Origin of the sequence: uncultured Actinomyces sp. (genome assembly GCA_900541895.1) — a bacterium.
GTDB lineage: Bacteria > Actinomycetota > Actinomycetes > Actinomycetales > Actinomycetaceae > Pauljensenia.
In genome coordinates this window covers 24753-46371 of the sequence record UWSI01000002.1, presented here as the reverse complement: position 1 = coordinate 46371, position 21619 = coordinate 24753, and the positions used below count along the sequence as shown (strand labels likewise).

21 protein-coding genes are annotated in these 21619 nt (G+C 56.3%); 14 read left to right on the top strand and 7 right to left on the bottom strand.

Annotation, left to right across the window (positions count from 1 at the left end; genetic code table 11):
• Positions 1–42 precede the first annotated feature (42 nt).
• From QZR18_RS01095 to QZR18_RS01080, 4 genes are read left to right on the top strand one after another with little or no spacing between them, the layout of a single operon-like run.
• Positions 43–915, top strand: coding sequence for an SIS domain-containing protein (locus QZR18_RS01095; protein WP_178706099.1), 873 nt, complete (start codon positions 43–45; stop codon positions 913–915).
• Positions 912–1832, top strand: coding sequence for an ROK family protein (locus QZR18_RS01090; protein WP_178706102.1), 921 nt, complete (start codon positions 912–914; stop codon positions 1830–1832). Before QZR18_RS01095 ends, QZR18_RS01090 begins: the two co-directional genes overlap by 4 nt.
• The gene (locus QZR18_RS01085; RefSeq protein ID WP_178706105.1) at positions 1829–2755 is read left to right on the top strand and encodes a 1-phosphofructokinase family hexose kinase; all 927 of its coding nucleotides are present in this window, start codon (positions 1829–1831) and stop codon (positions 2753–2755) included. The genes QZR18_RS01090 and QZR18_RS01085 overlap by 4 nt, the downstream gene beginning before the upstream one ends.
• Before the next feature lie 22 nt (positions 2756–2777).
• A complete protein-coding gene (locus QZR18_RS01080; RefSeq protein WP_178706108.1) occupies positions 2778–3614 on the top strand; it encodes a class II fructose-bisphosphate aldolase in 837 nt (278 codons plus the stop codon).
• Between the two features lie 102 nt (positions 3615–3716).
• On the opposite strand, the gene QZR18_RS01075 is transcribed toward QZR18_RS01080, so the two are convergent.
• Positions 3717–5081, bottom strand: coding sequence for a family 20 glycosylhydrolase (locus QZR18_RS01075; RefSeq protein ID WP_295910054.1), 1365 nt, complete (start codon positions 5079–5081; stop codon positions 3717–3719).
• A gap of 93 nt (positions 5082–5174) precedes the next feature.
• Here QZR18_RS01075 and QZR18_RS01070 point away from each other — a divergent pair, with 93 nt between their 5' ends.
• Positions 5175–6152 (top strand): 1,4-dihydroxy-2-naphthoyl-CoA synthase, encoded by a 978-nt coding sequence (locus tag QZR18_RS01070; RefSeq protein ID WP_178706115.1) that lies wholly within the window; start codon positions 5175–5177, stop codon positions 6150–6152.
• Between the two features lie 221 nt (positions 6153–6373).
• Positions 6374–8029: a hypothetical protein gene (locus tag QZR18_RS01065; RefSeq protein ID WP_178706118.1), complete on the top strand. Its 1656-nt coding sequence runs from the start codon at positions 6374–6376 to the stop codon at positions 8027–8029.
• 181 nt (positions 8030–8210) lie between these two features.
• Here QZR18_RS01065 and QZR18_RS01060 read toward each other — a convergent pair whose 3' ends face one another.
• Entirely contained in the window at positions 8211–9398 is a 1188-nt protein-coding gene (locus QZR18_RS01060; protein WP_178706121.1) for a hypothetical protein, read from the bottom strand.
• A gap of 153 nt (positions 9399–9551) precedes the next feature.
• Complete coding sequence (gene fbaA, locus QZR18_RS01055) at positions 9552–10577, bottom strand: class II fructose-bisphosphate aldolase (RefSeq protein ID WP_178706124.1); 1026 nt, start codon at positions 10575–10577, stop codon at positions 9552–9554.
• Between the two features lie 176 nt (positions 10578–10753).
• On the opposite strand from fbaA, the gene QZR18_RS01050 reads away from it, so the two are divergent.
• Positions 10754–11050: a helix-turn-helix transcriptional regulator gene (locus QZR18_RS01050; RefSeq protein ID WP_366921404.1), complete on the top strand. Its 297-nt coding sequence runs from the start codon at positions 10754–10756 to the stop codon at positions 11048–11050.
• A gap of 18 nt (positions 11051–11068) precedes the next feature.
• On the opposite strand, the gene QZR18_RS01045 is transcribed toward QZR18_RS01050, so the two are convergent.
• On the bottom strand, positions 11069–12514 hold the full coding sequence (locus QZR18_RS01045; RefSeq protein WP_295910051.1) for a L,D-transpeptidase family protein: 1446 nt from the start codon (positions 12512–12514) through the stop codon (positions 11069–11071).
• A gap of 162 nt (positions 12515–12676) precedes the next feature.
• Here QZR18_RS01045 and QZR18_RS01040 point away from each other — a divergent pair, with 162 nt between their 5' ends.
• From QZR18_RS01040 to QZR18_RS01030, 3 genes are read left to right on the top strand one after another with little or no spacing between them, the layout of a single operon-like run.
• A complete protein-coding gene (locus QZR18_RS01040; RefSeq protein ID WP_178706129.1) occupies positions 12677–14005 on the top strand; it encodes an AMP-binding protein in 1329 nt (442 codons plus the stop codon).
• Positions 14002–14925, top strand: a complete 924-nt coding sequence (locus QZR18_RS01035; protein WP_178706132.1) for a 1,4-dihydroxy-2-naphthoate polyprenyltransferase — start codon at positions 14002–14004, stop codon at positions 14923–14925. Before QZR18_RS01040 ends, QZR18_RS01035 begins: the two co-directional genes overlap by 4 nt.
• A 22-nt stretch (positions 14926–14947) precedes the next feature.
• Positions 14948–15331, top strand: a complete 384-nt coding sequence (locus tag QZR18_RS01030) for a phospholipase (RefSeq protein WP_178706135.1) — start codon at positions 14948–14950, stop codon at positions 15329–15331.
• On the opposite strand, the gene QZR18_RS01025 is transcribed toward QZR18_RS01030, so the two are convergent.
• The 3 genes from QZR18_RS01025 to QZR18_RS01015 all read right to left on the bottom strand — a co-directional run bounded on the left by QZR18_RS01025 (position 15328) and on the right by QZR18_RS01015 (position 16508).
• Entirely contained in the window at positions 15328–15993 is a 666-nt protein-coding gene (locus tag QZR18_RS01025; protein WP_178706138.1) for a histidine phosphatase family protein, read from the bottom strand. The two genes, QZR18_RS01030 and QZR18_RS01025, sit on opposite strands and share 4 nt — an antisense overlap.
• A 115-nt stretch (positions 15994–16108) precedes the next feature.
• Positions 16109–16207, bottom strand: coding sequence for a 30S ribosomal protein bS22 (locus tag QZR18_RS01020; RefSeq protein ID WP_003792170.1), 99 nt, complete (start codon positions 16205–16207; stop codon positions 16109–16111).
• An 82-nt stretch (positions 16208–16289) separates the two neighbouring features.
• On the bottom strand, positions 16290–16508 hold the full coding sequence (locus QZR18_RS01015; protein WP_009408561.1) for a helix-turn-helix domain-containing protein: 219 nt from the start codon (positions 16506–16508) through the stop codon (positions 16290–16292).
• 189 nt (positions 16509–16697) lie between these two features.
• Between QZR18_RS01015 and QZR18_RS01010 the strand changes: the two genes are divergently transcribed.
• The 4 genes from QZR18_RS01010 to disA all read left to right on the top strand — a co-directional run bounded on the left by QZR18_RS01010 (position 16698) and on the right by disA (position 21589).
• Positions 16698–18245: a TrkH family potassium uptake protein gene (locus QZR18_RS01010; protein WP_178706141.1), complete on the top strand. Its 1548-nt coding sequence runs from the start codon at positions 16698–16700 to the stop codon at positions 18243–18245.
• A gap of 51 nt (positions 18246–18296) precedes the next feature.
• Positions 18297–18965, top strand: a complete 669-nt coding sequence (locus QZR18_RS01005) for a TrkA family potassium uptake protein (protein WP_178706144.1) — start codon at positions 18297–18299, stop codon at positions 18963–18965.
• Positions 18966–19089: 124 nt separating this feature from the next.
• A complete protein-coding gene (radA, locus tag QZR18_RS01000; RefSeq protein WP_178706147.1) occupies positions 19090–20448 on the top strand; it encodes a DNA repair protein RadA in 1359 nt (452 codons plus the stop codon).
• Positions 20449–20518: 70 nt separating this feature from the next.
• Positions 20519–21589 (top strand): DNA integrity scanning diadenylate cyclase DisA, encoded by a 1071-nt coding sequence (gene disA / locus QZR18_RS00995; protein ID WP_178706150.1) that lies wholly within the window; start codon positions 20519–20521, stop codon positions 21587–21589.
• Positions 21590–21619 lie beyond the last annotated feature (30 nt).

The window sequence follows — 21619 nt, the reverse complement described above, 5'->3', positions numbered from 1 at the left end:
CACCGAGGTGGTGATGCATTCCCGATAACAATGGAGACACCGATGTCCCTTACTTCTGAAGAAATTAACAGCCAACCTGAGCTGTGGCGTCGAGTTCTTGACGTTCCCACTGATGCACTTCCCCAAGATGGTGAGGCCATTGCCGTCATCGGGTGTGGAACATCGTGGTTTATCGCGCAGGCATACACCGTTGCCCGCGAGCGCCAGGGCAAGGGTCTCTCTGATGCCTTCACCGCCACCGAATTCCCCTGGGATCGCCACTACGACCGTGTCGTGTGCCTGTCCCGCTCGGGTACGACAACTGAAATTATTGACATCCTGCACGGTCTGAAGGACCGCGGCGTCCCCAACGTCTTGATCACCGCTGTGGGTAATGGCCCCGCAACCCCCTACGCAGATGTTGAGGTTGTTCTGGACTTCGCCGATGAAGAATCCGTTGTCCAGACTCGTTTTGCAACCACTGCTCTTGCATACTTCCGTCACAGCTTGGGTGACGATATCGCTGCAGCTGCGGATGACGCACAGCGCGCCCTCGAGCTCGAAATCCCCCAGCGTTGGGTTGATGCCGACCAGATCACCTTCCTGGGCACCGCATGGACCATTGGTCTGGCGAACGAAGCGGGCCTGAAACTGCGCGAAGCATCTCAGTCATGGACTGAGGTCTACCCGGCAATGGAATACCGCCACGGCCCGATCTCTATCGCTCAGCCCGGTCGCCTGACCTGGGTTTTTGGCCCGGTTCCCGAGGGCATGGCCGATCAGGTTGCCGCAACTGGCGCCGAATTGGTGACTTTCGACGGTGATCCCATGGCTCACCTCGTTGTTGCACAGCGTTTGGCTGTTGCTCGCGCTGAAGCTCGCGGTCTCAACCCTGATACCCCACGCCATCTGACCCGCTCGGTGATCCTCAAGTGAGCAATTCGGACCAGAAGCTCGCCATCGGGATCGATGTCGGCGGCACCACCATCAAGGGGGTGCTCGCTGACACCCGCGGCACTGTGATTACCTCTTCCGAGGCCGTCGCCACCCCCCAGACCGGCGCTGATGATGTCGTTTCTGCGGTCGTGCGTCTGGCCCGAACTCTTCGCGCGGCTTCGGTCGATGCGCCGGTCGGCGTGTGCGTTCCTGGAATTATTGACGAAGAACATGGAATTGGTATTTTCTCCGCCAATCTGGGCTGGAAAGACGCTCCTTTAAGCGAAAAGCTTTCCAAGGCACTGGGTTCTTTCGTCCCCCTGGGACACGATGTGCGCTCGGGAGCTCTTGCCGAGGCCCTGTGGGGCGTTCGCCGTCCCTCCTGCCTGTATGTGGCAGTTGGGACCGGGATCGCCTCGGGCGTTGTGATCAATTCGCGCCTCGCACCGGCACCGCCGTGGGCTGGTGAAATTGGACAGGTTCCCGTTCCGCACCCCGATCGCCCCTATGAGGTTGTTCCGGTGGAGCAAGTTGCCTCGGCCAGCGGTATTGCACGCCGGGCAATCGAAGCCGGGATCGTCCCCAAAGGATCGGGGGCCCGCGAAGTTGAGGAACTTGCCCTTTCATCCAGCGAAAACGCTCGAAAAGCGCGCGAGATCCTCGAGACCTCGATGAGTCTATTGGGCGGGATTCTTGCAACGGTTAGCCACCAGGTTGGTTCACTTCCCGTCGTTTTGGGAGGTGGCCTGTGCAAAGGTGGCTCGCTTGTTTACGATCCCCTTCGTAAAGGCTTGGAATCGGGGTGCACAGTCATGCCCGCACCGGCACTGCTCTCCGCTGCTTTAGGTTCCTCATCGCAGGCCTTGGGCGCGGCAGCTTTGGCATTCCAGAGCCATGGAATCGAGGTTGAATCATGATCTGGACCTTCACTCCCAATCCGGCTCTGGATATTACGTGGCAGGCTCCTGACCAAACCCGCGGTCAGGTCCACCGCATTACGGAGTATTCCCAGCGTCCGGGAGGGAAGGGACTGAATGTCTCCCGCGTCTTGGACCAGCTCGGAGTCCCCAACCACGCAACAGGTTTCTTGGGGGGCGCAACCGGCACTGTGATCGCCTCGCTCATGGAGGAAATGACTTCTCTGGTCACACCGGAGTGGGTTAAGGTTCCCTTCCAAACGCGACGCTCAATCGCCATGATTGATCACACCGCCACGGTATACAACGAGTCCGGTCATGCTCTAGATCCTGATTCCTGGAAGCAGATGGTTGATCTTTTGGGAAGCCGCCTGAGCGGCGATGACCTCTTGGTGGTTTCGGGTTCTCTTCCCGGAAGTAGCACTTTTGAGGTCCTCGAGCCGGTGCTGCGCCGTGTCCGCCAGATCGGTTGTCGCATCATTCTGGATACCTCAGGGCCATCCTTGGTTGAGTGCGCAGCGTGGGCCGATGTCCTCAAGCCCAATCACTTGGAGCTCCTCGAGGCTACGGGCGCGTCCTCCATCGAAGAGGGCGCACGTGCCCTTATCGAGCAGGGACCAAGCTGGGTGTGTGTATCGCGAGGTGAAGAGGGAATGGACCTCTTCTCTCGCGAGAGCCATTGGCACGCCGAGGCCGGGGTTGTCCTTCAGGGCAACCCCACCGGTGCTGGCGATGCCTGCGTTGCCTCCCTCGCTCGCTCGCTCGCTCAGGCTGGGGACGACCTTGAGTCGCAGATTCCTACTGCCATTGTCGAGGCCGTCGCAACCTCTGCCGCCGCGGTGACGATGCCCGTCGCTGGGGAGATTGATCTTCCCCTTCGCGAGGAGCTCCTTTCCCGCATTTCTCCTGTTCGCCTGTCCTAATTTGTTATGAAAGTAGGTCGCTATGCTTGCTGATACCGCTGTACTTGCACGCGATTGCGCCGCCCACAAGGTTGGCCTTGCAGCTTTTAACGTGGTCCTTCTCGATCACGCTGAAGCATTTGTCGATGCCGCCGAAAACACCGGTTTGCCTTTGGTTCTTCAGCTGTCCCAAAATGCCGTGAAGTATCACGGTGGTCGTCTGCGTCCCCTGGGGCGCGCGCTTATTGAGCTTGCCGAGGCCTCCACCGTTCCCGTTTCCGTTCACCTTGATCACGCTGAATCCACCGATTTGTGCCGTGAGGCTGTCGAGCTCGGTTTTACCTCAATCATGTACGACGGTTCAAAGCTTCCAGATGCGCAGAACCGTGAGACTACCGCTGAGATCACCACTTTCGCTCATGAGCACGGTGTCAGCGTCGAGGCCGAACTGGGTGAAGTTGGCGGAAAGAACGGTGTACACGACCCTTCGGCACGTACCAATCCTGAAGATGCGGCCCAGTTTGTTGCAGATACCGGCGTTGATCTGCTTGCTGTTGCTGTCGGTTCTTCTCACGCGATGGCAACTCGCGAGGCGGTTTTGGACAATCAGCTGATTGCTGCAATCCACGAACTCGTGCCTGCCCCACTGGTTTTGCACGGCTCTTCCGGCGTTCCCGACGAGGGCATGGTCGCGGCAATTCAAGCCGGAATGACCAAGATCAACGTATCGACACACCTGAATGTCGTCTTCACCCAGGGCGTTCGTCAGATTCTTGATGAAAACCCGAAGATTGTCGATCCACGAAAGTATGTCGGCCCTGCAACTCATGTGGTTCAAGAAGAAGTTGAACGTCTGATGCGCCTCTACGCACAGGCTTAAAACTCAACGAACGCAATTCGCTACCCACCTTGTTTCATGCGATGCGGTAGCACGCAGCCCTCCCCCGCTTCCGCGTGGGAGGGCTTTTCATCTGCGCTCTATTTATTTGACGTACCAGCCACGGCCTCGCCACAGGCCTTCGAGGCCCGCTAAACGTTCTTGGAAGTCTTCCCAGCTCCCACGTGGGCCTCCCGCCCAGGCAACCTCAGCAAGACCCGCTAGGCGCGGAAGCAGCATCTCCCAGACATCCTTCTCTCGACACAAGGTTTCACTCCACAGGCAGGCCTCGACGCCTTCAATTCCCTTGCGGTCCACGCCCTCACAGATGCTCTCGGGATCCCAATCCCAGGCTTTCTTCAAAGGAAGGATTCCGGCCCACGTAATCCCAAGCTTCTGTTCTGGGTATTCCTTCATATCGAAGTAGGCTTTCGGACCGGGAGACATGACTGCGCGCACGCCGCGCGCAACTGCACGAGCGATAGAGTCACCCTCGAGGTCATCATGCCAGACTTGAACGAGGTCTCCTTCGCCCAGCAGATCCGCGGCTTCTTCCCACGCCACAGCACGCTTGCCCAGTGCATGGATGCGTTCGATCTGGCTGCCAACGATGATCGGGTAGTCACCTTCTGCGGTCGAGAAGGACTCATCACCACCGATGTGGATACCAGCAGGAGAGAAGGGAGCAAGGGTCTCGACAACGGCCTCGAGGAAGGCTTGGGTCGCGGGCGCCTTGGTTGAGAGAGTCGAGAAGCCGACTTCCGTTCCTTCGTAAAGGGGCGGACAGACACCGTCGGGGTTGAGCCCTTCAATCGCGTGGAGAGCAGCATTGACGTGTCCGGGGATATCAATTTCGGGGATGATCACAATCATCCGCGAGCGCGCTTCTTCAACCAGCGTTTGGTAGTCCTCAAGACTGTAGTATCCGCCTTCTTCCCCGCCGACTGCGCAATCGGATGAGCGTTCAATGAGTTCGGGGAATTGCGGGATTTCAATGCGCCATCCCTGATCATCACTCAGGTGCAGATGCAAGATGTTCAAACCCACTTCGCTCATCGCATCCATGACACGAAGGATCGTGGGAACGCCAAAGAAATGGCGGGCAACATCGATGTGCAAGCCGCGGTGCCTATAAGCGGGATAGTCAATGATCTTCACTGCAATGGGGGCCCGGCTGTGATTCGCAACGGCCAATGTATTGAGGCGACGCAGGCCTCGAGACAGCCCCAATTCGGTAGCAGCGCTCACCTGCGCGCTTCCAGCGGAAATCATCAAAATGTAGGCCTCTGCGAACTGCCATTCCTCGGGGATCGTCAGGGGTTCAATTGCCGCCGAAAACTCCTCAGGAGTCTTCAGCACAACAGAGGGGCTAATTTCTGCCCAAGTGGCTTCTTCCGGATGCGCATCGGCCTCTTCAATGAAGACTGGTAGTGGAAGAAGTCCGGGAATAGCGGACAGAGAGGAGGACATCGACAAGCTCCTTTGCTTAGTCATCAACTGTATGAACATCCCTATCCTAGCCCTCTAGGCATCAAGTGGTCATCGGCCGCTATTGTTGTGGCTATGAGCGCACTGAATTTCGTTTCGGATACCTTTGATCCTTCGCGCTGGCGTGAGGTTGAGGGTTTTGAGCTGACCGATATGACCTACCACCGCGGGATTTCCCGAGGCCCCGTCGACGGAACTGAAAAGGGGGCCGACTTACCCGTGGTCCGTATTGCTTTCGATCGTCCAGAAATTCGCAATGCGTTCCGCCCGCATACCGTCGATGAGCTCTATCGTTGCCTGGACCACGCGCGAATGACCAGCGATGTCGCTGCGGTTATTTTGACAGGAAACGGGCCATCCCCTCGCGATGGTGGCTATTCCTTCTGTTCGGGTGGCGACCAGAGGATCCGAGGAAAAGATGGCTACCACTACGAACTTGAGGGCAGCGAGGCCTCGGCGGGAGTAGAACAGCGACGCGAGCAAATTGACCCCGCCCGTGCGGGACGCCTTCATATTTTGGAGGTTCAGCGCCTAATCCGCACCATGCCGAAGGTCGTAATTGCGGCGGTTCCCGGTTGGGCGGCTGGTGGCGGCCACAGCTTGAATGTCGTGTGCGATCTCTCGATTGCTTCTCGTGAGCATGCCGCATTCATGCAGACCGATGCGAATGTTGGTTCTTTTGATGCCGGTTACGGCTCTGCACTGCTCGCGCGCCAAGCAGGTGATAAGCGTGCACGTGAGATTTTCTTCCTTGCCAGGCGCTATGACGCCGATACTGCGGAGCGCTGGGGCGTCATTAACGAGGCCGTTCCCCATGCTCAGCTGGAGGAAACCGCGCTGGAGTGGGCTCGGATCATCGCGACGAAGTCGCCACAGGCTATCCGCATGCTTAAATTTGCTTTCAACTTGACCGATGACGGCTTGGCCGGCCAGCAGGTTTTTGCCGGCGAAGCGACGCGCATGGCGTACATGACGGACGAGGCTCAGGAAGGTCGTGATGCCTTCATCGAACACCGTTCGCCAGACTGGTCTTCCTTCCCTTATTATTTCTAATAGTAATTTGGCTTTCAGGAACCGAGCAGCTTTGTCACAGCTCAAGTCATGGTTACTTTGCATGACATTTCTGCGGAAATATCAGGGAAAGTAGTCATAAGATACACTTCTGTATCCCATTAGCTTGATAAAACCTATAAACTGTTAGCAGTACAGACTGCAGGAACTTTCCAGCAGTATCTGTTCCCATCACACAAGTTAAGTTCAAAGAAGGGGCCTATGTGAGAATTCGCTTAGGATCGCGAAACTCCCAAAGGGCGCTGTCGCATCGACAGGGCTCCAAGTTCTCGCGCACCCTAATTCTTCTCACAGCTGCCGCGATTGGCGGGTCCTTTACGCTTTTAGCTCTGCCTTGGTCTTCCGCATCTGCGCATCCGGACACAGTGCCCGTTACGACTGTTTCCACTGGTCCTCTTGATCATCTAGATGATGCCGGCGACAGCCTAGATGTACATGCTACGGCTGAAGCCCCCAGCGCAGATCCAACCCTCAGCGTCAAGGATCTTCATTCAACTCCCGATCGCCTTGTTCTTGACAGCGATTCCCCACTGGCAAAGAAATTTGTCCATACGCCTTATGAAAAAGCAGAGGTGATTGTTGAAGGTGCGGAGTTTGCGCCCGAAACGACACTGCCCAATCAGACTCCGGTGGCTTCCTTCGATCAACTTGAACCCAAGCCGACATCCAGTGACGGTACGCCGGTTCTGAATGACCTGAAGGGTCACGAAGGTGCGGTTTGGGCCGGGAGCAACGCAACACCTTCCGCCAACGCCACCTCAATTGCTCAATTGCAAGGTGATGAGCAGGATGCTAAGACTCTCGATGAGTTGCAGGAAAAGGGTATTCCCGCCATCGATTCTTCGCTTGCAACCCCTGAGATCCTCGTCGAAAACGGACATATTCGTACCCTGACATTCGAGCTGACCAATGTCGGCAAGGATGCGAAGGATATCGAGATTGAAGGCGTTTTCTCCAGTAAGGTCGCCGGCAGCAGTGAGGTCATTTGGAGCCTCCAGTGCTCAGTTAAAGGCGGAGCAACCTGCCCCGAGCGCGCCGATGGGTATGCAGAATCAGTTACCCTCACTCAGGACAAGCCTGAGTTCTCTCCCTTCCATTCCGTGGTCAACATGCCAAAGAGCTCCACCATCACGATCACTGCTCAGATACGCCAAACAATCAGTCAGTGCACCCCCGATGTCGTCAGCGATACAACTACTCATTTCACCTGGAAACGCTTGGGTGCTGACAAATCAAAGCAGACCGATCTTGAGCTAACTACGAGGATTGCCTGCGCAAGTGCAACTCCCACAGCGACGGCAACGCCTTCAGCGACTTCCTCCCCCACTCCGACGCCTACCGCGTCCTCGAGTGATGATCAGACACGTTCTACAACTGCGAAGCCCCTACCGACGGCAACACCGACCCGACACATCCACGAGAGCCAGTCGAGCGTCCAGCCCAGGCCCAGACAGAACGAGACTCGCCCTGCGCCTGCCCCGGCTCGTCGAGTACAAGTCTTCGCTCCCGGTTCACCGAACCGTCCGACCGCACAGGAAGCAGCGCGTCGCAGTGCTGCTGCTCGACAGGCTCAGGCAGCTGCACGCCCGCAGCAAAACACAAACGCTGCGGCCCAACGCAATAATGCTGCACCCGCCGCTCCCACGCGATCGAGCAGCGATGCCACCCCATCTGCTTCCCAAGCTCCTGTGGAGAACCAAGACAACTCGCAGCTGGCCGATTCCAGCTATGGTTTCAACGCGAACGGTCGCCGCGGCAGCTTGATGAGTGACGTCGAAGCCAATAGCGCGGTTGCGCTTGCTGCACTGCTCGTCACTGCTGGCGCCGGCGCACTGGCGACCTTCCACAAGGGCAAGTGAAACACTTTCTTTGATTTTCGCTGGTACCTATCACTCGATAGGTACCAGTTTTCCTTTTAGATTCGAAAGAGCTCCTTACGCTCTCTCTTTTGGGGTGCACAAGCAAATGCTGCTCTCGGAGAAGATAAAGAAGCGCTGGGCTGACACGTACAGCCCAGCGCTTATGTCGTTTCAAATGACCTTAGCGGCGTCCAAACTTCGCACGCATCACGCGCGCCAAGGCAAGTTCAGCGAAGGCATCCACCAGAAGAGCACCACCGAAAACACCCGAGAAGATCTTCCATCCCGAACGCGGCTTCGCTGCCTTCACCGCAGATACCAGTAGCGCCGCACCGGCCGCTGCTTCGATAGAAGCGAGAGCCGAAAGAATCCACGGACGGTCAGAAACGACCGCCATATAGGCCTTCTGAATAGCGCTGGGATCTTCTTCCCTGTTCCCGGTCATCATGATGTCAACACTACGACCGATAGCATTCGAGATACCGCGCGCGTTGTGGAGAACCGCACCTTCAACATCCCCGGCTTCAATTGTGCCCTGTAGGAACTCTGAAACGCCGTGAGGCAGCGCAAGCGCCTTCACAACGGCAGTAATTGCGTGAACTCCATTAAGGTCCTGAGCGGCCAGCAATGCCTCGACATCAGCGCCCGGGACATGTGCTGCGATTTCGCGCAGGGCGGGGCGATCCCCCACTAAGTCAACCACGGAAGGGTCCACGGACTCGGCAGAAGCGGAACCGGTCACGATACGCGTCGTCATTCCCCAGTTATGGGTCAGCACATGCTCGAGATGATCATCGGTCACCAAATACAGATGCAAATCACCATCGGTCATCGCCAAGGAAACCAACGGAAGATCACCGAAGTTCCACCCTGACTTATCTTCGGGAATTTCTGCCAACAGTGCGCGATACCCATTGTCCAGCTCGACATCTGCGACATCAACACCCTCAAGTGCGGCCAACAGCGGGACCGAGGAGGCGGGGGTACGACCGATCTCAACGACACGAACACCCGACTCTGACTCTTCAACCTGTTCAGGAAGGAAATCAGCCAGAGGGCTATCACCCTGAGGAAGAGCATCGATATGTTCTCCGCCCAAACGCACTTCTGCTTTGAAGTGCGAAGCTAACTGAGAAGCAAGCTCGCTGACCGTAATTCCTGCTTGCACATCCTGAGCACCTTCAGCAAGTGTCGCGACTCGCCCGTTTCCAACCGCAATATTGAGACCCAGAAGCTGAGGAGTTGCCTCAAACCACTCTAATTGGGCCAAAACGGAACGTTCACGAAGCACGTGCGCAACTTGATCGGGATCAAGCTGGGAGGCAATCATCATTCCCTCAACGCGAGTCCATGTCGCATCAGTCATCATTGTCATCCTTCCGAAGACCCTGAGAATCACCCTTCGACTAGCTACAAGTTTAGCCTGTCCTTTCGATTGATAGGCACATCACAACAGAAAAGGTGAGGGCACCCATTCGGGTGCCCTCACCTTACAGTGCTAATGAAGCAGTTTCAGAAGCGATCAGCGCATCTTGGTGCCGACCGAGCCCAGACGCTCAGCAGCCTCAACAACGCGTGCAGCCATACCAGCTTCAGCTTCCTTGCCCCAAGCGCGAGGATCGTACTTCTTCTTGTTGCCGACCTCACCGTCAATCTTGAGGACACCCTCGTAGTTGGTCATCATCCAGTTGACCACGGGGCGAGTGAAGGCGTACTGGGTGTCGGTGTCAACGTTCATCTTGATGACGCCGTTGGCAACTGCCAGTGCGATCTCTTCGTCGGTCGAGCCGGAGCCGCCGTGCATAACCAGATCGAAGGGGCGGTGATCCAGACCGTAGTGAGCAGCGACCTCTTCCTGGATGGTGCCCAGGAGCTCAGGACGCAGCTTGACGTGACCGGGCTTGTACGCACCGTGCACGTTACCAAAGGTCAGAGCGGTGATGTAGCGGCCCTTTTCGCCAAGGCCCAAGGCCTCAACGGTCTTGATGGCATCTGCGGTCGAGGTGTAGAGCTTTTCGTTGATTTCACCAACAACACCGTCTTCTTCGCCACCCACAGCGCCGACCTCGATCTCAAGGACGGTGTGAGAGTCAACTGCGAGCTGGAGCAGGCGCTTGGCGATTTCCAGGTTCTCGTCGAGAGCGATGGCGGAACCGTCCCACATGTGGGACTGGAACCAGGGCAGACGACCTGCCTTAACTTCCTCGGCCTCCATATGCATGAGCTGCTCGGTCCAGGAATCCAGGTTCTGCTTTGCGCAGTGGTCGGTGTGCAGAGCGATGGTGACGTCGTAGTTCTTTGCGACCTCACGCGCGTAGGCAGCCATTGCCAACGAGCCGGCGATACGGTCCTTGACGGTGGAACCTGACCAGTATTCAGCGCCACCCACGGAAACCTGGATGATGCCATCGGATTCGGCATCGGCGAAACCGCGAAGTGCAGCGCTCAGAGTCTGAGAAGAGGTCACGTTAATTGCCGGGTACGCGAACTTTCCGTCACGCGCACGGTTGAGCATTTCGTTGTAAACCTCAGGGGTTGCGATGGGCACAGGAGCCTCCTAATTGATGACAACATCTGTCGCTTCATATTGTCCCACATTTGCAGAAGAACAACACTGGACTATTGGCCCTCAGATCGAAGTAGTTTGAGCAAGGTATCATCCCCCCTGCTCAACACTGATCAGGGCCCAGGATTAGACCTACTAAAATACGCCTTCTATATAGGGTGTACTCTTCTTGTCCCTTTTCTCAATATAGGTGGGTGCTTTTTTGGAACGATTCAAACGCGCGCGAATTTGGCTTTACTCTCCGCAGACTTCGTGAGGAACACGAACTCTCACAAGAAACCTTGGCCTACCGTTCTGGCGTGACGAAAAACCAAATTCAACTACTGGAATCAGGACGCGCTTCGGGACGCAAAGGCGAAGCCCGCGCCTCCAATCCACGCATGACAACACTCAGCGGGATTGCACAGGCGCTCGGTATGAGCGTCTCCGCACTCCTTGCCGAGGCTGGACTCTAAACTAAAAACTCTAGCGATTTAGTAGTGCGACATGACCGGAGTGCCAATCTCCGACCACTGATACACCCAATGCGCCTCTTCAACTGGCATATTGATGCAGCCGTGTGAACCGCCGGGTCCACTCCAGCCGAATGAATGCTGCCAAGGGGCACCATGGAATGCGTAGGAGCCAGTCCAGTAAGTCACCCACGGCACTCCCTTCGCACAGTAGGGCCAATCTGGAGTACACCCCATATCCTGCGCCTGATACTTGAGGTATACGTTGTAGAGTCCCGTGACAGTCTCATGACCAGGCGAACCGGGAACAATTGCGACCGGACCGTGGACAACGGTGGCACCTTCATAAGCGGTAACGGAGTTATTTCCAAGATTGATCTCAAGCCACTTCTCACCCGGGGCCGCCTGATAAACCAGGTTTTCAGCTCCGTCAGCAATGAGCTTGCGTTCATAGGTAGCCGGAGTGACGTCGTAGCTGAAGTTTCCTTCGAACTTCTTGTTGTCCTTGAGCGAAGTAATCACCGAGGTAGCGAGTGCATCAAGATCCTTGGCCTTGCGCCCATCAACAGCCTTCTTCGGAGTCTGAACGATATCGCCAGCAGAGTTGACATTCTGGCGGCCATTCACAGGATCTCGGTTTGTTTCTTCACCCCGAGAACGTACCCACTCGCGGACGCGCTCTTCATCAACCGCGGGCTGTTTCAAGGAACCATCATCGGCCAGAGCAATCTTCACCCACCCAACCCGATCCTTCGAGCTGGCCTCGACCGTTTCTTCACCATCGGAGATCTCAACGGGAATCTGCGCAAGCTTATTTGCGGCCTCGGCGATGGTCTTCGCACTCGCATCATCAACCACGGGAAGAAGGTTAGTTGCACTCAACTGCACTTCTCCCCCACGGAGCATCCGCGCGGCCTCGTCCAAGGAATTGCGCAGGGCGTCATAGGGAACACCACGCCCAGCCTGGGATTTGGTTGAAACAAAGGACTCTTGATCCTCGGCTGGACGAACAGTAGCGTCAACCACCGGAGTTCCCAGTGAGGAGGCGATCGAGTTCGACAGATCTTTCATCTTCAGGTCGTCGACGCTGATTGCAGCCGGTACGTCATTGTGAACGAAAATCGCCTTGAACCGATTAAACAGGTTCGAATTCGCGGCAAGCGCTTGGTCCGCACTCCCCTGCGGGTCAACGGTTATTCCCATATCGGAAAGCGTCAGGGGTGTCGAATGTCCCTCAACTACAACATTGACCTGCACCGCCTTCGCACGTTGATCAACCATCTGTGCGATTTCATCCCGGGTCATTCCCGATACCGACTGACCTGCCACGCTGACGTTGGGCAGTGCACGCGTCGAATAGTGCAGGGCATAAGCAACCCCAGCCGCACACAGAGCAATCAGGACGCATCCAAGCATCCCACCGATCACAAGCGGCTTACGAGACCGTAAAGATTTATGTTCAGACATCCCTTCCATCCTACTGATTTCACATCATTTTTGCTTGAAATTCTCAGATTGTACGCACCTATGTAACCCATATATCTTCAGACAGGCCAGATCGTTTCCTGTTACCCTATTCCAACTGGTCAGGGGTACTGTTAAAGCAGGCGGACCCCAGGAGGGATAAACGTGAGTGAGCTTCGTCTTCTTGTCGTTCCGGGGGGCACTTCCCCGGCATCTGTAGCGATGGCTCATGCCTCGCTACACAAGCTCGCAGAGTTGTATGAAGAGCGTCAGGCAGACCCCGATCATCCTGCGCCGCACACCGTTGTTGTTATTCGAGACCCAGAGCTTGTCCCCCCATCGAGTTTGCGCACAGCGGCGACCACACCCCGTGAGGCCTTCCCACCCGAGCTCTACCCAGAGCTTGCCGACCGCATCGACGACCCCGCTCTTTTTGACAACATCGATCTGGTCTTAGCCTCCTCTGGTTCATCTGGCGAACCGCGGCTAGTTGGCCTCTCCATCGACGCATTGATGGCCTCGGTCAAGGCGACGCACTCCGTTCTAGGGGGACCGGGGCGTTGGATCTTGGCGCTGAGTTCCCACCACATCGCGGGCGCTCAGGTACTCATGCGCGCCGCCGCAACCGAAATTTCACCTCAGATCGTCGATTGTTCCCATGGTTTCAATCCAAAGGATCTGCTTCCCGCGATTGCGGGGGCAACCTCCGATCCCTCTCTGCCGGGCTATCTGTCACTAGTCCCCACCCAATTGGTTAATTGTCTGAACGCTGGCGATGAAGTCGTGAGCGCCTTGGCGCGCCTCCACACCATCTTGATCGGCGGGACTCGTCTTGATCCTGCGCTGCGCCAACGCGCCGAGGATGCAGGACTCACCATCGTCGAATCCTTTGGAATGACCGAAACCTGCGGCGGCTGCGTATACGACGGAGTTCCGCTCCCCGGAGTTATGGTCCGCACCCTCGATTGGGACGGTGCCACCCGTATTGCTATCGCCGGCCCCGTCTTACTGACGCGCTACCTTGTCGGCGACACCCCATTCCACGACGAGGCCGGTACCCACTGGTTTATCAGCGGAGATACCGGCATGATCGACGCCGGCGGGCGTTTGAAAGTTCTGGGGCGCGCCGACGACATGATCATCTCCGGAGGACTCAACATTCCGCCAATCCGAGTCGAGGATGCCCTGAAGAACGTGGCCGGCATCAAGGACGCCTGGGCGCTGGGCTTAGACGATGACAAATGGGGACAGGCCTTGTCCTGTCTTGTTGTCCCCGAGGACGCTCCTTCCTTCCCTCCCCCACCTGAATTTGTTGAGGAACAGGGGCATCGCATTCGCGAGGCCGTTTCTTCCCAGATCGGTCGCCCGCAGGCACCGCGTCGCGTGATCTTCGTTTCTTCGATTCCACAGCTTTCTTCCGGCAAGGTCGATCGCATTGCCGCACGCCAGCTCGCTGAATCGCTCACCGGGACAGAGTCTGAGTGGCGCCGATGAGCACTGAAAATAGGCGACAAGCAAGCCTGGGCGATTGGATTGAAGGTGCCAGGCTACGCACCCTTCCTGCTGCTGCAGCCCCAGTCCTCGTCGGCATTGCCGCTGCTTTCACCTTGGGCGCTGTTCATCCAGAACGCTCAGTCTTGGCGCTTCTTGTCGCTCTATTGCTTCAAGTTGGCGTGAACTACTCCAACGACTACTCCGACGGCATCCGCGGAACGGATGACCAGCGAAGCGGTCCCCAGCGTTTGACGGGTTCTGGGCTTGCACGGCCTCGTACTGTTTTGAAGGCAGCACTGGGGTGCTTTGCCACAGCCGGTGTCCTTGGCTTGATCCTTGTTGCAATCAGTGGAACTTGGCCTCTGATCGCCGCAGGTATTGCTGCGGTTGCAGCAGCCTGGTTCTACACGGGTGGGAAACACCCCTACGGCTATATGGGAATCGGCCTATCGGAACTCTTTGTCTTCGTTTTCTTCGGACTGATGGCGACCGTTGGAACGACATGGACGCATATCCCTTCAGCACCTTGGTGGCTGTGGCTTATGGCCTCGTGCTTGGGTCTGATGTCGGTGGCAATGCTCATGGTCAACAACATCCGCGACATTCCTACCGATAGCGTCACCGGGAAGAAAACCGTGGCTGTTCGCTTGGGACAGCGAGCTTCTCGAATCCTCTTTTCCCTGTGCCTACTGGCACCAATCTCCGTCTTCTTTGCGCTTCCCGCAGCGATCGGCACCCATGTCATCATCTGCATTTTGGCGTCGCTCGCGTGGATTCTGGCGATCTTCCAGCCGGTCTATTTGGTGTTGAGTGGCGTGAAGGGAAGGGACCTCATCATCGTCCTCAAGCACACCGGCTTTTTAACCTTGGGGTGGGCACTTTTCGTGAGTGCGCTCTTGATCTCAAGTACATTTGCCTGAACAACTGCTCTAAACTCAAAACATGGTACGCATTCTGTTCATCGTCGCGTGGTTCGCCGCATCGATTTATGCAATTTCAGATTGGGCAACAACGCCTGCCGATAGAATGCCCATGAAGCTTTCTCGGATGACCTGGCTGGTCATCTTGGTCGTGACAGTTCCATTCGTTTCTCTTGGAGCGATTGCGTGGATTGTCCTCAAGATGGTCGCAAATGCCGAGGATCGTCAGGCACAATCCGCTCCCAAAGCCCCAATCGCCCCAGACGATGATCCTGAATTCCTCTTCCGCATAGAGCGCGATCTTCAGATGAAGCGTAAACGCGAAGAAGAACGGAAGAATAAAGAAAACCCCTCCACCACTGAGGATGAAGGGGATGGGCCCGAAGAAGGGCAAACGACGAACTAGCGCTTGAGCTGGGCCTCGGACACCCCGGGGACCATATCCGATGCCTTGGACAGCAGGTGCGCAGCCGGCTCGTGATAGGCCATTCCAACCAGCACATCATCGTCAAAAATGAGCGAGGTCAGCGAAGCAAGGGAGCATTGCCTTGACAGCGGTGAGTGCCCCAGGGGCTGGTGACGGATCAAACGCTGAAGCGAAACGATCGGCATTTGGTGCGAAACCAGCAGCGCTTCATGGCCGCGCGCCTCACGCAATGCGCGAGCAACCGCACGGGTCATGCGCTGAGCAGCATGCGCATAGGACTCTCCCCAAGAGGGGCGCAAAGGGTTCACGTAGTAGCGCCAGTATTCAGGGCGTGCAAGAACCCACGGATTCGCATTGACCGCTACACCTTCAAAAACCGATTCAGCCTCAATGAGGTTGTGATCATGTTCAATCTCAAGCTCGTAGGCAAGCGCGGTTGGCGCTGCGGTCATCTGGGCACGCAACAGGGGCGAGGCGATGACGTGGGTAATATCAGCACCGCTGTCGACAAAATACTCAGCGACGGCCTCGGCCATCTCAATTCCAAGGTCAGTTAAGCCATAACCGGGAAGGCGGCCGTACAAAATACCATCGGGATTATCAACTTCACCGTGGCGCATCACGTGAATAACAGTCTTCATGACAGTGCCTTTCTGGAGGTACCACTGCGCTGAGGCAATACTGCGATGTATTCAGCGCATGCGTTGCGGGAGATATGCCGAAGGGCCCCACCAGTGGAGGGACCCTTCAAGAAGATCACTTCTTGTTGCGACGCTGGTGACGCGTCTTGCGCAGCAGCTTGCGGTGCTTCTTCTTCGCCATGCGCTTGCGGCGCTTCTTAATGACGGAGCCCATGGGGTTCCTCCCTCGAGTGTGTAGGTGCGGCAGAGGTGACTACCGCCTGACGTCAGGTGCCAAAAGGCACAGCAGGTTTATATTACCCGTTAATCCCCGCAACGCGTTCATCGATGTGATCAGTCAGACCGGCGCGGATCAGCTGGCCAACCGCAGACTCGGGAACTCGGAAGCTCTTACCGACACGAATCGCCGGCATTTCTCCGCTGTGAATCAAACGATAAACAGTCATCTTCGAGACGCGCATAATATCCGCCACCTCAGATACCGTCATAAAACGCGGGGCAGAGTGCTGATCCATTGATGACTCCCAGACGTGCAAAGATTAATTCGGTCTCATGATACTGGAAAGATCCCCCCATTTGGCAACTTTCTCCACTTCAATTTTCTTCAATCACTGTTGTCCCCTGTGTCACGTTATTCACATACGTTTCAGCCAATAGACTTTTAGGGCATTAGGATGAAGCTTACGAGTGATTTTGGAGGTGACATGGCTCGTAGAAATCGGCGTCCTAGCACGCCTGATCGGGCATCCGATCAGCATTCCTCTGCGTCACATCGTCGTGCGCTTGCTCACTCAAGCCGAGGCTACGGACCAACAGGCATCCCGGAAGATCGGCCGTCACCTACCGTTGTCTATCCCGCCGGAGTCAAGCCCTACATCCTTGAAGATTCCGGAATTCTCACTCGCTTCCGCGTCTGGTTTGCACATGAAGCACGCTTTTCACCCGCACGACTGGTGCTCATCGTCTTCGTCATGCTCATCGCATTCATCACCTGTCTTCTTGCCCTCCCCATCTCAACGACATCTGATGAACGCGCACCTTTCGTAGATATCCTCTTCACTGCAATTTCCGCGGTCTGCGTGACCGGCCTGACCGTTGTTGATACCGCGACATATTGGTCAGTTTTTGGCCAAACCGTCATTGCGATGGGCATCTTTATCGGTGGCCTAGGTGTCGTTACCCTGGCAACTATTTTGAGCTACGCCGTTTCGCGGCAGCTCGGGCTCACGCAGCGAATGTTGGCAACTGTGGAGACAAAAACCAGCGGTATGGGGCGGCTGACCGCTCTGCTGAAAGCGGTCATCGGCACCTCATTTATCGCTCAGATTTTGCTCACGATTACTTTCGTTCCCCGCTTCCTTACCCTGGGCCATGAGACAGTATGGGAATCGCTCTTCCATGCGGCTTTTATGGCAATCTCGGTGTTCAATAATGCCGGCTTTGTCATCTTGAGCGGTGGTTTGGTCCCCTACCACACGGACTGGTGGATGCTCAGCCCCATTATTCTGGGAACCTTTGTCGGGGCTATCGGCTTTCCTGTCATCTCCGATCTCTCACAACACTGGCGCACTCCCTCCAGATGGGCCCTGCATACGAAACTCACACTTTCGACATACATTCTTCTGGTTTTCTTCGGCACCATCACTTTCGCCATCACCGAATGGACGAATTCGGCAACCCTTGGCGATCTTGATATTTCCTCACGATTGTTGAACTCCCTCTTGGCAGGGGTCAACACCCGCTCCTCAGGTTTATCCTCTTTGGACGTCGCAAATATGCGCCCGCAGACCCACTTCATTCAAGACATCATGATGATGATCGGTGGCGGTTCCGTATCAACCGCAGGTGGTATCAAGGTCACGACCTTCTCCGTTCTTTTGTTGGCTGCTGCTGCCGAAGCCCGAGGCGACCGCGACATCGAAATCTTCAGCCGTCGCATCCCCCACTCGGTGCTTCGCCTGGCCGTTGCAGTGACCCTCTTGGGATCACTTTTGGTTGCTCTCTCGACCGTCGTTTTGCTGACGTTGACCGGCTACAGTCTTGATGTCGTTCTCTTTGAATCGATTTCTGCATTTGCGACCGTTGGGCTCTCAACAGGTATTACTCCCGATCTCCCAGCAATTGCAAAATACGTTCTTGCAGCCCTGATGTTTGCCGGACGTACTGGAACCATGACCCTCGCGGCTGCGCTCGCTCTGCGCGATCGGCCTCGGGCAATTCGCCAACCAGCCGAGTCTCCATTGATCGGCTAAGAGCCGCGTCGCCCCACGAGCAAAAGCCCTCACTCGTGGGAGAATACAACTATGGCAGAAGAAAAGACCCTTGCATCGGGAACCCTGGTCATCGGATTGGGACGTTTCGGTTCCGCCGTTGCCCTCACTCTGGACAAGCTTGGCTACGAAGTGTTGGCAGTTGAAAAAGATAGCCGCCGCGTCCAGCAGTTCTCGGGTCGTATTCCCGTAGTCGAGGCCGACGCCTCCTCGATCGAAGCACTGAACCAGTTGGGAGCCAGGGATTTCTACTCTGCGGTCGTGGGAATTGGATCCTCCTTGGAGGCCTCGGTGCTCATTACTGCAAACCTTGTCGATATTGGAATGACAAATATTTGGGCGAAGGCGATCTCGCGCGAACACAGTCGCATTCTTCGACGCATCGGCGCCCAGCACGTTGTTGCTCCCGAATTCGATGCCGGTCAGCGTACGGCCCACCTCGTTGGTGGACGCATGATCGACTACATCGAAATGGACAAGGACGGCTTTGCCATCATGAAGCTCCGTCCGCCGAAAGAAGTGTGCGGTTTTACCCTCAGCGAGCTCGATCTTCGAGGCCGTTACGGCGTCAATGTGTTGGGGATTCTTCGTCCGGGGGCGCCCTTTGAGTACGCCGACGCGACGACTCGAATTAACCGCGAAGACACCATTGTGGTTTCAGGCGATACGCGACTTTTGGAGTATTTCGCAAACCGGCCCTAAGTGGCAGCTTCACTTTTCCTGTTCTGTGGATGCGCCGTGTTGTTAGCGTGCACGGATAGGAATTTTATGTGCGCACGAGGCCAAACTGGACGCAGATGCCGGTGGTGTGGTTTAGCGTAGGGATATGGCGAAAGAAAAAAGTGTGTACCGCTGCAGTGAATGTGGTTGGACCTCACCCAAATGGGTTGGCCAGTGCAGAGAATGCCACCAATGGAACTCCATGGAAGAGTCCGGCCCCTCTGCTTCCGTTCCGGGTGCCGCTGTCGCGCTCACGCCTCGTCAGCCTGCTCAGCCCATCAACGACATCAGTGCGGAGCGCGCGCGGTCCAAGCCGACGGGAATCAGCGAGTTTGACCGTGTTCTTGGTGGGGGTATTGTTCCCGGAGCTGTCATCCTTCTTGCCGGTGAACCCGGGGTCGGAAAGTCCACTCTTCTTCTGGATGTTGCTTCGACCTGCGCCGCGGATGCGCCAGTCTTGTACATCACCGGCGAAGAGTCTGCCTCACAGGTCCGGGGGCGCGCAGAACGTATTGGCGCCCTGCACCCACAGCTTTTCCTCGCAGATGAAACATCACTTTCCACGGCTCTTGGCCAAATTGATGCGACCAGCCCTTCTTTGGTCATCATCGACTCGGTTCAAACTCTTCAATCCGACCAGCTCGACGGCAGTGCTGGTAGCGTTGCACAGGTTCGCGCCGTTGCAACAGCGCTGATCCGCGTTGCAAAGGAACGGTCAATCCCAATTCTCCTTGTAGGCCATGTGACTAAAGATGGCGGCATTGCCGGGCCTCGCCTACTCGAACACTTGGTGGATGTCGTCTGCCAATTCGAAGGCGATCGGCACACGCGGCTTCGCTTACTCAGAGCTGTTAAAAATCGTTATGGACCCACCGATGAAGTGGGCTGCTTTGAACTCAGTGACACTGGAATTGTTGGTTTGACAGATCCTTCTGGTTTGTTCCTTTCCCAGTCCCAGTCTGCGGTTCCAGGCTCGTGCGTCACCGTCACTCTTGAGGGGCGTCGTCCCCTCCCCACCGAGATCCAAGCTCTTGTTGCTCACACTTCTGCTGGTTCCCCTCGTCGAACCACCGTCGGAGTTGACCACTCACGCGTAGCGATGATTTTGGCAGTCCTTCAGGCACGCCTGGGTATCGATACCTCGGATTGCGACGTTTACGCCTCAACTGTCGGAGGTGCCCGCATCAGTGAGCCGGCTGCCGACTTGGCAACAGCAATCGGAATTGTCTCGGCCATTCGGGGAACTCCAACACGCAGCGCTCTGATTGCTTTCGGTGAAGTGGGGCTCACAGGGGAAGTCCGGGCATGTACTGGCGTACGTCGCAGAATTCAAGAGGCTGCACGCCTTGGATTCAAGGTTGCCATCATTCCCGCACAGGGAAGTGAAGAAGCCATGGGGATCGACGGAATTACGGTTCTGCCAATCTCGGACCTTGCCGGCGCGCTACGTGCCGCTATTCACTGAGTCTCTTCCTTCATTGTGCGGATACTCGAATACACTTAGAGCAGGAATCACGCATCGAAAGGCAGGATTCATGACATCAGATGCCGCTCTTCTGCGCAGCGCACTTCAAGATATCGCGCCGGGCACGCCCCTTCGCGAAGGATTGGAACGCATCCAGCGCTCCCATACCGGCGGTTTGATTGTTCTTGGTGTCTCTCCTCAGCTTGAGGAAATGTGCTCAGGTGGTTTCGATCTCGATATCGAATTCACGGCCTCACGTCTGCGCGAATTGTGCAAGATGGACGGCGCCGTCATCATTGACCCCACCGATTGGCGAATCCGCAAGGCAAACGTCCAACTTTTCCCCGATCAGAGCATCCCTACCGATGAATCGGGTATGCGTCACCGCACTGCACAACGCACTGCCTACCAAACCCACCTTCCGGTGCTCTCAGTTTCGGCATCAATGCGCCTTATTTCCATCTACGTCGGCAAGTACCATCACATCGTTGAAGAACCCGAAGCACTGCTGTCTCGCGCTAATCTGGCCGTCGACACCCTAGACCGCTACAGCCAGCGTCTGGATGAGGTCCTTCAGACGCTGACGATCTTGGAAATGCGCGATTCTGCAACGGTCCGTGATGTCGCGACCGTCATGCAGCGCATGGAGATGATCCGACGCATCACCTCTGAAATCAACGAATACCTTGAAGAACTCGGTTCAGAGGGACGCCTTTTGGCTCTGCAGGTCGATGATCTGGTTCGCGGTTCAGGGTCCGAACGCGCATTGGTTCTTCGCGACTACACCCGTGATGCTTCCGCGGTCTCAACCGCAGAAGCTGCCCTCTCGGAGCTTGCCAGCGATCGTCTGGTTGATCTCGCGGCTATCGCTAACGTGCTGGGCTTGGGCGTCTATGATCCTACTGATCTGGATCGCACCATCCAACCTCGTGGCGTGCGAGCTCTCTCCTTGGTTCCTCGTCTTCCGTGGAATGTCATCAAAGACATCACCAGCCATTGGGAGAACCTTGCGGACCTGCGTGAGGCATCAGTTGAGGATCTGCAGCAAATCGAAGGCATTGGCCCCTACCGCGCAAAGCTCATCCGCGAAACGCTTGAGAACCAATTCTCAATGGCTGCCACGGGAATTGTCGGCTGGTAATTAGCTAGCAATACGACTGCAAGCTATACC

Bases quoted from the DNA above. Each gene is read 5' to 3' on its own strand.
- QZR18_RS01060 (WP_178706121.1), bottom strand. From the start codon at position 9,398: ATGATGACTGATGCGACATGGACTCGCGTTGAGGGAATGATGATTGCC.
- QZR18_RS01010 (WP_178706141.1), top strand. From the start codon at position 16,698: ATGGCTCGTAGAAATCGGCGTCCTAGCACGCCTGATCGGGCATCCGAT.
- QZR18_RS01025 (WP_178706138.1), bottom strand. From the start codon at position 15,993: ATGAAGACTGTTATTCACGTGATGCGCCACGGTGAAGTTGATAATCCC.
- QZR18_RS01015 (WP_009408561.1), bottom strand. From the start codon at position 16,508: ATGGATCAGCACTCTGCCCCGCGTTTTATGACGGTATCTGAGGTGGCG.
- QZR18_RS01080 (WP_178706108.1), top strand. From the start codon at position 2,778: ATGCTTGCTGATACCGCTGTACTTGCACGCGATTGCGCCGCCCACAAG.
- QZR18_RS01070 (WP_178706115.1), top strand. From the start codon at position 5,175: ATGAGCGCACTGAATTTCGTTTCGGATACCTTTGATCCTTCGCGCTGG.
- QZR18_RS01045 (WP_295910051.1), bottom strand. From the start codon at position 12,514: ATGTCTGAACATAAATCTTTACGGTCTCGTAAGCCGCTTGTGATCGGT.
- QZR18_RS01095 (WP_178706099.1), top strand. From the start codon at position 43: ATGTCCCTTACTTCTGAAGAAATTAACAGCCAACCTGAGCTGTGGCGT.
- QZR18_RS01035 (WP_178706132.1), top strand. From the start codon at position 14,002: ATGAGCACTGAAAATAGGCGACAAGCAAGCCTGGGCGATTGGATTGAA.
- QZR18_RS01005 (WP_178706144.1), top strand. From the start codon at position 18,297: ATGGCAGAAGAAAAGACCCTTGCATCGGGAACCCTGGTCATCGGATTG.
- QZR18_RS01020 (WP_003792170.1), bottom strand. From the start codon at position 16,207: ATGGGCTCCGTCATTAAGAAGCGCCGCAAGCGCATGGCGAAGAAGAAG.
- QZR18_RS01030 (WP_178706135.1), top strand. From the start codon at position 14,948: ATGGTACGCATTCTGTTCATCGTCGCGTGGTTCGCCGCATCGATTTAT.
- QZR18_RS01085 (WP_178706105.1), top strand. From the start codon at position 1,829: ATGATCTGGACCTTCACTCCCAATCCGGCTCTGGATATTACGTGGCAG.
- QZR18_RS01075 (WP_295910054.1), bottom strand. From the start codon at position 5,081: ATGTCCTCCTCTCTGTCCGCTATTCCCGGACTTCTTCCACTACCAGTC.
- disA (WP_178706150.1), top strand. From the start codon at position 20,519: ATGACATCAGATGCCGCTCTTCTGCGCAGCGCACTTCAAGATATCGCG.
- radA (WP_178706147.1), top strand. From the start codon at position 19,090: ATGGCGAAAGAAAAAAGTGTGTACCGCTGCAGTGAATGTGGTTGGACC.